The following is a 14,112-nucleotide window of genomic DNA, read 5'->3' as shown; positions in this document are numbered from 1 at the left end:
AAGGACTGAGCCCTGTGCAGTACAGAACTCAGTCCTTGGGTTAAACTAAACTGTCCAAGTTTCGGGGGTCAGTTCAATTGTAGGGGTGTCTTGTTTATTTTTCAACAGAGTTTTAGTAGCTGTCTTTTAGACGGCTATTACCAACCAGTAACTTCTTTCAATTTTTCACCCAATTTAGATGGATCACGGGTATACGCGATGCCTGCATCTTCAAAGGCTTTGAATTTCTCTTCAGCAGTACCCTGACCACCAGAGATGATAGCGCCGGCATGACCCATACGCTTGCCTTCTGGAGCGGTAACACCGGCGATATAACCAACTACTGGCTTAGTGACATGGTCTTTAATATAAGCAGCTGCTTCTTCTTCCGCAGTACCACCGATCTCACCGATTAGGATGATAGCTTCGGTTTGTGGGTCATCTTGGAACAGTTTCAATGCATCGATCTGGTTCATACCAGGGATAGGATCACCACCGATACCGATACAAGTTGACTGACCAAAACCAAGCTTAGTGGTCTGAGCGACAGCTTCATAAGTCAATGTACCAGAGCGTGAGATGATACCCACTTTACCTGGCAAATGGATATGGCCTGGCATGATACCAATTTTGCACTGACCTGGGGTGATAACACCTGGGCAGTTAGGACCAACTAGACGTACATCACCCGCTTCTTCAAGATAGCGTTTGGCTTTTAGCATATCGATAGTCGGTACGCCTTCAGTGATCACAACGATCAACTTAACGCCTGCATCGATGGCTTCGACGATAGAATCTAGTACAAATGGTGCTGGTACGTAGATAACAGAAGCATCAGCTTGAGTCGCTTCCATCGCTTCCGCCATGGTGTTGAATACTGGTAAGCCTAGGTGCGTTTGACCGCCTTTACCTGGGGTTACGCCACCAACTATCTTAGTACCATATTCAATGGCTTGTTCAGAATGGAACGTACCATTTTTACCAGTAAAACCTTGTACCAATACTTTGGTGTCTTTATCGATTAATACACTCATTATTTTTTCCTTTATTCGGTTGTCTTGTGATAGCAACTTGATGGCGTATCGATCATCAATTCATAACGATTTATTTTTATACCAACAAGCTGCTATTACGCTCTGAATACTATGTTTAAGCAACTATATTTATAGAACTTTGCTTTAAATATATTAAGCTTTTACAGCATCGACAATTTTTTGAGCAGCATCAGATAAGCCTTGAGCTGAGATCAATTTCAGACCAGATTCTTCTAGAATTTTTGCACCTAGCTCAGCGTTGTTACCTTCTAGACGAACAACAACTGGTACTTTTACGTCTACTTCTTTGATAGCAGCGATAATAGCTTCTGCAATCATGTCACAACGTACGATACCGCCGAAGATGTTGATGAGAACGCCTTCAACACTGCTGTCTTCTAGAATGATTTTGAACGCTTCAACAACGCGATCTTTGGTTGCCCCGCCGCCAACGTCCAAGAAGTTAGCAGGCTTGCCGCCGTACAATTTGATGATGTCCATCGTAGCCATTGCAAGACCAGCGCCGTTAACCATACAACCGATGTTGCCTTCTAGAGCAACATAGTTTAAGTCAAACTCAGCCGCTTTAAGCTCACGCTCGTTTTCTTGTGACTTGTCTTGTAGCGCTGCGATTTTAGGCAAACGATATAGTGCATTTGAGTCAATACCGATTTTGCCATCAACACAAACGATTTCGCCATTTTCACGTACGGCTAATGGATTGATTTCCATTAAAGCAAAGTCGTTTTCGATAAACGCTTGATAAGCACCCGTCATCAATTTAACGAATTGATTGATCTGCTTGCCTTCTAATCCTAGCTTGAACGCGACGTCGCGCGCTTGGAAAGGCATTAGACCAACTAAAGGATCAACATTTACTTTGAAGATTTTTTCTGGCGTGTTATTAGCCACTTCTTCGATATCAACACCACCTTCGGTTGATGCCATGAAGGTCACGCGACGAGTAGCGCGATCTACAACGGCACCAAGATATAGCTCAGTTTGTACTGGGTACATATCTTCTGCAACCAATACGAAGTTCACTGGTTGGCCATTGGCATCAGTTTGGTACGTTACTAGGTTAGTACCGATAAGCTCTTCCGTCACTTGCTTGGCTTCTTCACGAGTTTTAACCAGCTTTACGCCACCCGCTTTACCGCGACCACCAGCGTGTACTTGCGCTTTAATAACCGCAATGTCCGTTGGCGTTTTATCAAAAGCTGCTGCAGCTTCGTCACCATTATAGGCAATGATGCCTTCTTGGATAGGCAGTCCGTAGCTTTTTAATAGCTCTTTTGCTTGATACTCATGTAAATTCATTGATTGTATCCTTTATTTTTTACAATTAATAAAAAGTGAAAACAAGTGCGCCCTATGTACATGTTAGACGTACCTCTGGCGCACTTATGATCATAGCAACCGCTTCAGTAGCAGCGCCATGATCAGGTTATAAGTCAGTACTTATCAAACCAACTACTTATTTCTTACGTTTCTTACGCTGGATGGCGTGAATAGCGCGACCATCTGCAGACAAAGCAGCTTCATGCACTGCTTCTGAAATGGTTGGATGCGCAAATGTCATCAATTGTAGATCTTCGATACTAGAGACAAATTCCATCGCAATCATACCTTGATGGACGATATCACCAGCACCCGCAGAGATAGCATGCATCCCTAGTAGGCGATCTGTCTTAGCATCCGCAACAACTTTTATAGAGCCTTCAGCTTCGCTTTGAGCTAATGCACGGCCGTTAGCGGCTAAATTGAATGAACCTGTTTTAACTTCATAACCAGCGGCTTCGGCTTCTTGTTCAGTTAGACCAACCCATGCGATTTCTGGATGGGTATAAATGACATTGATAATCGTATCATAATTAACTTGCGCTTTTTCACCATGAATACGCTCAACAGCCATCATGCCTTCTTCCATGGCTTTGTGTGCAAGCATAGGGCCACGTACCAAGTCACCAATGGCGTAAACGCCATCAAGATTGGTTTTACATTGATCATTCACGTCAATAAGACCGCGTTCAGTCAAAGTAATACCACTGTCATCGCCTAACAGCTTTTCAGCGTAAGCACGGCGGCCAACACAAACGATGAGTTTATCGAAGCTCTCTTCAGATGACTCGCCTTTATTTTCGCTAGTAACGACCACTTGCTCGCCTTTAACTTCAGCGTTGGTTACTTTGGTATCAACACGGATATCAAGACCTTGCTTTTTAAGAATTTTGCTTGATTCTTTGGCGATGTCTTTATCTGCCGCAGCTAAGAAGCTTGGAAGTGCTTCATATACTACCACTTCACTACCTAGGCGGCGCCATACTGAACCAAGCTCAAGGCCAATAACCCCAGCACCGATAACGCCTAAACGCTTAGGTACTTCTGTGAAATCAAGAGCGCCAGTAGAATCGACAATGCGATCACCGTCAGTTTTGGCAACAGGGATATCGATAGGCACAGAACCTGCCGCTAGAATGACGTTTTTGGCAGTAATCGTCGTTTCCGCTTCATCAGCAAGAGCAGTAAATTTAACTTGCTTATCAGCGCCTTTGCCGTCAACCAACGTACCCCAGCCTTGTAGCCAGTCAACGCCATTGCCTTTTAATAACGCAGCAACACCGCCCGTCAATTGCTTAACGATGCCTTCTTTGCGCGCAATCATTTGCTCAACGTCGATAGCGACATCACCGGTGCTGATACCATGTTCAGCAAGGTCGTGTTTAGTTGCTTCGTAACGATGCGAGCTATCAAGTAGTGCTTTTGATGGGATACAACCAACGTTTAAGCAAGTGCCGCCAAGTGCTGGCTCACCTTTATAAACACGTTTTTCGATACAAACAACGCTCATACCTAATTGGCCTGCACGGATAGCGGCTTCATAACCACCAGGACCGCCGCCGATGACGACTAGATCATAATTGTCTTTCATAGTACGTTCCTATTTCTAATTATCGTTCTAATTGTAAATATCATTCTAATTGTAAATATCGTTTAAACTGAGGATTATCTCGTTAATAAATAAGCCATGTTTTGGTTCAATTTTTTCACTTTACGGTAAATACACCACATCAGCGAAACATTCTTATTTATTAATAAACAACTATCACCACTGTTTAGACTAAAGTTAAAAAGCTTGTATCAGCGGTTGCCAATACAAGCTTAAAAGCTTACAGGTCTAGTAACAACATGGCTGGATCTTCAACCAATTCTTTGATAGTGACTAAGAACTGTACCGCTTCTTTACCATCAATCATACGATGGTCATAAGACAATGCAAGGTACATCATTGGTAGAATTTCAACTTTACCATCAACAGCCATAGGACGGTCATTGATCGCATGCATGCCTAGAATAGCCGTTTGTGGTGGGTTCAAAATAGGCGTTGACATCAATGAGCCAAATACACCGCCGTTTGAAATCGTGAACGTACCACCAGTCATGTCATCTAGACCAAGCTTACCTTTCTGAGCCAAGCCACCAAGCTCACGGATACGGCTTTCAACATCAGCCATGCTCATTCGATCGGTATCACGTAGTACTGGAACAACTAAACCACGGTCAGATGATACAGCAACACCGATATCGTAGAAACCATGATAAACAATGTCATCACCGTCTAGTGAAGCATTTACTGCTGGGAAGCGCTTAAGTGCTTCGGTTGCCGCTTTCACGAACAGTGACATAAAGCCTAAACGTACGCCATGACGTTTTTCGAACTGGTCTTTATATTTAGCGCGCATGTCCATTAATGGCTTCATGTTCACTTCGTTGAACGTCGTTAGCATCGCCGTTTCTTGAGAAGCTGCTAGCAAACGATTCGCGACTGTTTTACGAAGGCGTGTCATAGGAACACGTTTTTCCGTACGCTCACCCGTTGATTCAGCAACTGGACGACCGCTATCAGACTTGATGCTACTGTCCGCTTTCAATGTTGGGTTGGCCATATCCGTTTTGGTCACACGACCACCACGGCCGCTACCTTCCACTTCTTTAGGGTCTACGCCACTTTCTTTAGCTGCTTTACGAACTGCTGGGCTTTGATCTTTATGATCGGCTTCGTCTTTTTTATCTGTCGCTTGCACAGGCTCGCCGCCATCGGTTGCTTGTTTTGCTTGCACAGGCGCTGCTGGTTGATCTGGATCTACGGCAGGAGCCGCATCTGTACTGGCGCTTGCACCCGCTTCAAATTCAGCAATAAGCTCGTCAGACAAAACAGTATCATCAACCTGTTTAACGATTTTGGTAACAACACCATTGTCAGGCGCGACCACTTCTAATACCACTTTATCGGTCTCAATTTCAGCCAATAAGTCATCACGATTTACTTGTTGGCCTTCAGTCACATGCCATTCAACGATTGTGCCATCGGCAACCGATTCTGGAAAAACGGGGGCTTTGATATCAGCCATCGATATACTCCTTAGATTTGGATATTTATATATATTGTTAAGTCGTGATAAGCAGTCAGTACTGTCTTAGATAATATTACCTAAATTGTATTAAATTATACTGACTGTTATCGCCTGATTCATTTATCTTCTATAGTCTTCTGATTAAACAATCTTTTACTTAGACAACTCATCGACACTGATGCCAAGACCACCAGCGATCAACGCTTGCTGCTGCTGCGCATGGAGTTTTGGTGAACCTGTCGCAGGTGCTGCACTAGCAGGACGTGCCACCGGTTCCATGACTTTTGCCTTGGTTGGGTGTGGTACGACAATACGGAACATATGCGGTGCCAAATAGTACCAAGCGCCTTGATTGAGCGGCTCTTCTTGCGTCCATACAATCTCTGCTAAGTTACTATATTTTTCAATCTCAGCAATCAAACGCTTCTCTGGTAAGGGATAGAGCTGCTCAATACGAACGATAGCAACATGGTCCAAACCTAATGCACGGCGCTGCTCGAGTAAATCGTAATAAACTTTGCCGCCACATAGCACCATACGAGTTACTTTGTCTGCGTTATGGTCATCCATCTCTGGCAGTACGGTTTCAAACTTACCATTAGCCAGCTCTTCCAAATTCGACGTTGCCAACTTATGACGCAACAAGCTTTTTGGTGACATGACAATTAATGGTTTGCGAATTGGGCGTACGGCTTGACGACGCAGTGCATGATAAATTTGCGCAGGTGTGGTCGGTGTAATGACTTGCATGTTGTCTTCAGCACATAACTGTAAGAAGCGTTCAAGACGAGCTGAAGAATGCTCAGGACCTTGACCTTCAAAACCGTGCGGTAACAGCATAGTCAGACCACAAACACGTTGCCATTTGGTTTCGCCGCTCGATATAAATTGATCGATTACTACCTGAGCACCGTTAACGAAGTCACCAAACTGCGCTTCCCAAACGATCAATGCGTTTGGTACGGTGGTTGCATAGCCATATTCAAAGGCCAATACCGCTTCTTCTGATAACAATGAGTTATAAGTCGCAAAACGGGCTTGTGTTTCACTCATATGCGCCAATGGTACATACATACTGCCATCGTCAATATTGAACAATTCACTATGACGATGTGAGAACGTCCCACGACCAACGTCTTCACCAGTGATACGCACTAGCACTTCGTCGTTATCTACCAGTGTGGCATACGCTAAATTTTCAGCGGCGCCCCAGTTCAAAGGTTCTTCACCAGTTTGCATGGCCAGACGTTGCTCTACCACTTTTTGTACTTGGCGTTGCAATTTAAAGCCGGCTGGGAGTTCTGCCATACGTCGACCATAAGCTTTTAACTTTTCGATATCGACGCTGGTGTCCCAATCATCAACCAAATCATGACCTAAATACGGTGTCCAATCCACGAATAAATCTGTGCTTGGCTCAAGGACTAAAGAATTAACCACATAATCGCCGCGATCAAGTGATTCGCGATAATCATCTTCGTACTTAGTTACTTCAGCGCTGCTAATAATACCTGCTTCAATCAGTTTGTCCGCATAAAGTGCACGAGTGGTCGGTAATTTTTTGATGACAGCATACATGAGTGGCTGAGTGGCTGACGGCTCATCTGCTTCGTTATGACCATTACGGCGATAGCAAAACAAATCAATAATAATGTCTTTGCCGAATTTGTGACGATAGTCTAGTGCCAACTGTGCGGCAAATACGACAGACTCAGGATCATCACCATTTACGTGTAAAATAGGGGCATGTACCATTTTTGCGACGTCAGTACAGTATTCAGTTGAACGAGCATCCTCCTGACGACTGGTCGTAAAGCCCACTTGGTTATTAATGACAATATGTAGTGTGCCACCAGTGGTATAAGCACGGGTTTGCGACATCTGGAAAGTTTCTTGCACCACGCCTTGACCCGCGAATGCAGCATCACCATGTACAACAATTGGCAATACTAAATTGCCAGTGGTATCGTGACGACGAACTTGGCGAGCGCGTACAGAACCCTCTAATACTGGCGAAACAATTTCTAAATGCGACGGGTTAAAAGCCAATGCTAAATGCGCTTCGCCACCTGGTGTCATGACGTTAGATGAATACCCATTATGGTATTTAACGTCACCCGAGCCTTTTTCTGGCTGTACTTTGCCATCGAATTCATCAAACAAATCTGCCGGATTTTTACCTAGAACGTTGACCAGTAGGTTCAAGCGCCCACGGTGCGCCATACCAATGACCATCTCTTTGGTACCATAGCCACCAGCACGTTGAATGATTTCATTAAGCGCAGGAATAAAGCTCTCGCCACCTTCTAAACCAAAACGTTTCACACCCGTATATTTACGAGCTAGATACTTTTCTAACCCTTCTGCGGCTGTTAGGCGCTCAAGAATCGATAAACGCTTTTCTTCATCAAATTTGATATAACCTAAGTTGCTCTCAAGATATTGCTCCATCCAGCGTTTTTCAACACTGGTGGTCACATGCATATATTCCACGCCAATATAGCGGCAATAAATACGCTCCATGATTTCAATAATCTCACGGAGTGGCGCTTCTGCTTTACCAATACTTAAATCACTAGTGGGATATACAGTATTTAGGTCAGCTTCTGATAGACCATGATAAGAAAGCGTTAAGTCTTCAACTTCAGCGCGAGGATGTAGCTCTAAAGGATCAAGCTTGGCGCGGCGATGGCCACGGCGACGATAGGCAGAAATCAGTTGCTGTACACCCATTTGTTTAGGGTCAGCACAGTTTGCTGATGAACTGTTAATATTTGAGTCAGTAGCTTGAATACTACCTTTGTTTGCAGTCTGATTGCGAGCAAGCAACAAAAACTGGTCTTTAATAGCATTATGCTGTGCATCGTTTGGCGATTGGTATTGCTTAAAATACGTTTGCCAATCTGTATCAACGCTATTAGGATCAATTAGGTATTGCTCATAAAGAGCTTCTATATAGCTGGCGTTATCCGCAGCCAACTCTGTATGTCCTAGGCTCGCTGCTTCTTTCGTTATACTATTCATAATAATCGTCTATTTGATAGATAAATGAATGGAATTGTGCTTATTATTGTGAAATGTGTTGTATGTTGACCATTTTGACACTTCGTTCTATACCATTAACTACTTAGCAAAACTCACTACCGTTATGAGCAAATGAGTATCTTACTTATCACAACGATTGATGCTAAATAGTAGCAGTAAGTGTCATTGCAATACTTTTATCAAAAAATACTTATTTGTGAACGTTCAGTTTTCTGATCTGACTCGTTTCACAAAATTAATTTATATATACTGCTATTAATCATAACCAATTCGTTCATGAAAAATTGACCATGAATGTTTTGTTATTTCTAAAATACGATTCACTTTTGGTCAAGCATACATTGCTATATAGCATAGCATGCCTACTTTTTATGACATAGTTTGTTTGTTCAATACTAGGTATTTACGTAATGAATAACTACAATCATTAAGCGTATTGTCATCGTTTATAGGCTGCTATGACACATGGTTGTAATCAAATCTGAGCATCAATAACTGATATTGGCCAATCAAAATATTCGACGTATACAACTGTGCTATATTCTAACATTTAACGTGTTCAATATCTCTTAATGAATGCATTTTTCTAGACCAATTATATAGATTGATTGTTTATATATCATGCATTCTTACATATGACCAACGTATCGTTAGTACAGATGCACATTTGATTATTTATATTACGTCCATCCTGTCTCAAGCTGAAAAATAGTCTCAGAATTTTATCAAAAAAAAACACCACCTGATTAGGTGGTGTTTTTTTACTATGGCCAGTTCATTTTAAAAAACGCAACTATAGACCACTAACCTGCTTGATCCAGTAACATACTGCGCAAATGACCAATTGCTTTGGTTGGATTCAAGCCTTTTGGACAAACTGATACACAGTTCATGATACCGCGGCAACGGAATAGACTAAACGGATCATCTAAACGAGCCAAACGAGCTTGCGTGTCACCATCACGGCTATCAGCAACGAAGCGATAGGCATGTAATAGTGCTGATGGCCCTAAGAACTTATCAGGGTTCCACCAAAACGATGGGCAGCTGGTTGAACAGCACGCACATAGAATACATTCGTACAGACCATTTAACTTGTCACGCTGCTCAGGAGATTGCAAACGCTCTGTTGGCGGTGCTGGTTGATCATTGATCAAGTACGGGTGTACTTTTTCATACTGTTCATAAAATTGGTTCATATCGACAACCAAATCACGAACCACTGGCAAACCCGGTAATGGACGAACGGTGACTTTTTCTGGCAAAGTATTCATGTTGATTAGACACGCCAGACCATTTTTGCCATTGATGTTCATACCATCAGAGCCACAGATGCCCTCACGGCAAGAGCGACGGAAGGTAAGTGTTTCATCTTCCTTTTTTAGGCGTAATAACACGTCAAGCAACATACGGTCTGAATCAAGTAGCTCAATCGTATACGTTTGCATGCGTGGCGCTGCGTCCAGATCAGGATCGTAGCGATAGATTTCGATGGTGCGAGTACCTCGGCTCATAATGCTAAACTCCACACGTAGGTGATGGCGGGCATACAAAGATTGCAACATATTTGCGCTCACTATGAATCAGTGATGATAAGCAATATCAAAGGCTGATTCATAGTGCCATAGCGCTGCTATGTGCATGTAGCTGGCGGTCACCTTTTTAAGAAATTAATAAAGGATAAAACATTAATACTGCTGTTATATATCAGCTGCCTAACAGAAGATTAATAAACACGAACTTTTGGTTCAATATAATCAACGGTTAATGGCACTTTGCGAACAGGCTTATAAATGATGCGGTTGCCTTCAGAATACCATAAGGTATGTTTCATCCAATCATGATCATTACGGCCGTTTGGCGCATAGTCATCATCTTCTGGACGATCATAATCTGACACACTGTGCGCGCCGCGACTTTCGTGACGCATAGCAGCTGATATCATTGTCGCTTTGGCTACTTCATATAAATTAGCAACTTCGAACGCTTCAATACGTGCTGTATTAAACACTTGTGATTTATCACCCAAATGGATTTTCTCGATCTTATCGCCTAGCGCTAAAATCTTCGCAACGCCTTCGTCCATCATTGCTTGCGTACGGAATACGCTCGCATGTGTCTGCATAGTGGCACGGATCTCATCCGCAACATCTTGCGCGTTATAGCCTTCAGTTGACTGTTGCAGTTTGTCTAGACGACGAACCGTGAAATCAAGTACGCGAGGATCAAGCGGCTTATAGTTGTGATCAGCATGATGGAATTCGTCAACGATATGCTTACCCGCTGCACGACCAAATACTAATAGATCAAGTAGTGAGTTGGTACCTAGACGGTTGGCACCATGGACACTCACGCAAGCACACTCACCGATTGCATAAAGACCTTTAACAACATTGCCTTTAGCATATAGACCATCTTCATCCGTACCAGCTTCTAGGTCAGGCTTGATTACTTGACCATGAATCGTCGTCGGAATACCGCCCATCATGTAGTGAATGGTTGGGATAACTGGGATAGGCTCTTTGGTGATATCAACGTTAGCGAAATTTTTACCGATCTCAAATACTGACGGTAGACGCTTCATGATGGTCTCTACACCCAAATGCGTCATATCCATGACGATATGATCAGCGTTGGGGCCACAACCACGGCCTTCTTTAATTTCTTGGTCCATAGAACGTGACACTAGATCACGTGGTGCCAAGTCTTTAACGGTTGGCGCATAACGCTCCATGAATGCTTCGCCATCTTTGTTACGTAAGATAGCGCCTTCACCACGGCAACCTTCGGTCAATAGTACGCCTGCACCATGTACACCTGTTGGATGGAACTGCCAAAATTCCATGTCTTGCAATGGAATGCCAGCACGAACCGCCATGCCAATACCGTCACCAGTATTGATATAAGCATTGGTGGAAGCTGCAAAGATACGACCCGCACCACCAGTCGCTAAAACAGTAATCGGTGATTGGAATACTGCAACGGTACCAGTCTCTTGCTCAAGTGCGATAACACCGTTGATGTTACCAGCTTCGTCTTTAATCAAATCAAGCGCGATCCACTCGATAAAGAACTCAGTGCCTTGCTCCAAGTTTTTCTGATATAGCGTGTGTAGCAATGCGTGACCTGTACGGTCAGCAGCAGCACAAGCACGTTGTACGGCTTTTTCGCCATAGTTTGAGGTATGACCACCAAATGGACGCTGATAAATCGTACCATCTTCATTGCGGTCAAACGGCATGCCCATGTGCTCAAGCTCATAGACCACTTTTGGCGCTTCACGGCACATATATTCGATGGCGTCTTGGTCGCCTAACCAATCTGACCCTTTAACGGTGTCATAAAAGTGGAAATGCCAGTTGTCATTACTCATGTTACCCAAACTTGCACCGATACCACCCTGAGCGGCAACCGTATGCGAACGTGTTGGGAATACCTTGGTCAGAACTGCAACTTTCATGCCCGCTTCCGCTAAATGCAATGAAGCACGCATACCTGACCCGCCGCCACCAACGATGACTGCATCGTAGTTGAGGGTTTTAATATTGCTAATGGTATTATCTTGTCTTGTTGCCATTACGGTTTTCCTAATGCCTGTGAAGTAAATACAAGAATTGCCTGAATCAATCATCCTGCTCGTGTGACGCCATATATTGACAATCACCCAAGCATCTCGACTGTCATTATTGAGACAATCTGCAACCACTTACTAAAATTTGCATATTCACCATGATGTTGTGTTCACTCTGACATTCAATGAGCATCATCGGATGAATCTTATATGACTGCTGACCAACTGCATTTAAAGGCACAAGCCATAAATAAAGCTGACTTAACAGTCGGTCATTAAAAAGATAAAGGTATTACGATTAGGGTTGCCAGACTGTTAAACAGCAACCACAGCGAAACCTGTACCCCAAAAAATCATGATGCCCCAAAATAGAAACACCAAGATGGCGATAATCATTAAAGTCTGTAATACCAAACGCAATTTTGGCGCACTTTCACCCATCTTGCCAGACGTAATATAATCGGTAAATACCGTCCACATGCCAACCCAAGCATGACCAGCTAATGCCAGTACAGCCACTAAGCTAAATAAGCGCATCGGCAAACTGGTCATAAAAGATGACCATTCAAGATAAGTAACATCACCATGAATCAAAAAGAATCCCAGTAACACCACACTATAAACAGCTAAAACGACAGCACTGATGCGCTGGACAATCCAATCGCGTGAACCTGAGCCTGTTAGACCAGTCGCACTTTTGATTCCTGAATTATTTTTGATCATTAGAACATCACCCATACAAATGACGCGACAATTAGAATCGCTGCAATCACAAAACTGACCATAGAAGCAGTTCGGCCAGATTTTAGCTCTTCGTTCATGCCCATATCAGCAAATAAGTGCTTGATACCCATCACAAAGTGATAGGCAATCGCTGCAACAAAAATCCATGCCAAAAAGCGCACGAGTACGTTGTCAAATACGGTGGCAAAACTCTCAGGCGACGCCAAAGAGTTCTGTAGTAACCACAACATGACAGGAATCAATAAAAATAAAATAATGCCAGAGATACGATGCAAAATTGAGGCTATCGCAATCGGTGAGCGATTAACGCTAATCACTTGGCTTAAAGGCAGATCTATAGGTCGGTTGCTTTTCACAGCGGGCATCCTTTTTGCGGTTATACTCCTGTATCTGCTATCAACGCTTGACATAAACTGTGTCGATTAGGCGTTGAGCAACACACGAGACGAATAAAGTAAGGAAGAGCTAGCTGACTTCGTTTAGTTTGCGCTAAATAAGAAGAGACGATCATATGGTACAAGGTATTGATAAACTGTTTAAGATTGCTCGTCAAACCATCTGGTCTATAGAGCGACCCATCTATTATACAACATAGAAAATAAACATACGTAAGATCGATTAACTAGTCTATTTTTACTGGTCTGTCTCAATAATAAATAACGCTATACGGCTATTTATTATTGAGACAGACCTTATGGTAAATACTTAAAAATAGAACAGTTAACAAGAACAGTCGAACCATATATTGCAGTTCTTGTCTATCAAGACACTGATGAGTCGTAACCATGTATCAGTAGATAAGGCTCCAGATGATACTATATCATGATCACTTATCAATTCGCACAAAGCTAATAATGTCAGTTACGTTCCTCTAATTATAAAATGACTGGGCGATAATTACAAATTTATCCCCTAAGTAATAAAAGAGGAACATTTGATTAACAAATAAACAGTGCCAAGTCATGCTCATGTTTCTCAACCGCCCACCTATATCAGGATTTGGGTGTCTTTCTATCAGTCCGTTACGCACACTCTATCTGTTTTTAGTGCAAATATTGATAAAACCTATTTCATTATTCTATAAAAATCATCTGAAAATCCTGTTGATATTAGCCTTCTCTATATTCTCAAAAAAAGTAGATTTTTAAGCAAAATAACCAATCTGACATATTTTGATACAAAAATTACAGTGAATAAACACAACTAAGACGTGCCAATTGGCGGCTTGGTTGATAAAAGTCTTTTCAAATCATAAAGAATTGCTGCTAAGATACCCTGCGTATCAAATGAGTTAAATTCATTTAATCCATTTGACTAACCATGA

The 14,112-nt window shown here is 42.7% G+C and carries 9 protein-coding genes; all 9 read right to left on the bottom strand.

Annotated elements, in window-relative coordinates:
- Window positions 1–137: 137 nt before the first annotated feature.
- The 9 genes from sucD to sdhC all read right to left on the bottom strand — a co-directional run bounded on the left by sucD (window position 138) and on the right by sdhC (window position 13,153).
- Complete coding sequence (sucD, locus tag JMY02_RS11085) at window positions 138–1,013, bottom strand: succinate--CoA ligase subunit alpha (RefSeq protein WP_201598212.1); 876 nt, start codon at window positions 1,011–1,013, stop codon at window positions 138–140.
- A gap of 153 nt (window positions 1,014–1,166) precedes the next feature.
- Entirely contained in the window at window positions 1,167–2,333 is a 1,167-nt protein-coding gene (gene sucC, locus JMY02_RS11080) for an ADP-forming succinate--CoA ligase subunit beta (protein ID WP_201535627.1), read from the bottom strand.
- A gap of 157 nt (window positions 2,334–2,490) precedes the next feature.
- Complete coding sequence (gene lpdA / locus JMY02_RS11075) at window positions 2,491–3,945, bottom strand: dihydrolipoyl dehydrogenase (RefSeq protein ID WP_201598209.1); 1,455 nt, start codon at window positions 3,943–3,945, stop codon at window positions 2,491–2,493.
- 238 nt (window positions 3,946–4,183) lie between these two features.
- Window positions 4,184–5,425, bottom strand: coding sequence for a 2-oxoglutarate dehydrogenase complex dihydrolipoyllysine-residue succinyltransferase (gene odhB, locus JMY02_RS11070; protein ID WP_201598206.1), 1,242 nt, complete (start codon window positions 5,423–5,425; stop codon window positions 4,184–4,186).
- Window positions 5,426–5,581: 156 nt separating this feature from the next.
- Entirely contained in the window at window positions 5,582–8,452 is a 2,871-nt protein-coding gene (locus JMY02_RS11065) for a 2-oxoglutarate dehydrogenase E1 component (protein ID WP_201598203.1), read from the bottom strand.
- An 824-nt stretch (window positions 8,453–9,276) separates the two neighbouring features.
- Window positions 9,277–9,987 (bottom strand): succinate dehydrogenase iron-sulfur subunit, encoded by a 711-nt coding sequence (locus JMY02_RS11060; RefSeq protein ID WP_201598228.1) that lies wholly within the window; start codon window positions 9,985–9,987, stop codon window positions 9,277–9,279.
- Window positions 9,988–10,199: 212 nt separating this feature from the next.
- Entirely contained in the window at window positions 10,200–12,050 is a 1,851-nt protein-coding gene (gene sdhA / locus JMY02_RS11055) for a succinate dehydrogenase flavoprotein subunit (RefSeq protein WP_201598201.1), read from the bottom strand.
- A gap of 309 nt (window positions 12,051–12,359) precedes the next feature.
- Window positions 12,360–12,764: a succinate dehydrogenase, hydrophobic membrane anchor protein gene (gene sdhD / locus JMY02_RS11050; RefSeq protein ID WP_040642264.1), complete on the bottom strand. Its 405-nt coding sequence runs from the start codon at window positions 12,762–12,764 to the stop codon at window positions 12,360–12,362.
- 2 nt (window positions 12,765–12,766) lie between these two features.
- Window positions 12,767–13,153: a succinate dehydrogenase, cytochrome b556 subunit gene (sdhC, locus tag JMY02_RS11045; protein ID WP_201598198.1), complete on the bottom strand. Its 387-nt coding sequence runs from the start codon at window positions 13,151–13,153 to the stop codon at window positions 12,767–12,769.
- Window positions 13,154–14,112 lie beyond the last annotated feature (959 nt).

Origin of the sequence: Psychrobacter vallis, assembly GCF_904846715.1 — a bacterium.
GTDB lineage: Bacteria > Pseudomonadota > Gammaproteobacteria > Pseudomonadales > Moraxellaceae > Psychrobacter > Psychrobacter vallis.
Note: the sequence above shows the minus strand (reverse complement) of the source record. Positions and strands in the feature narration are given on the sequence as shown.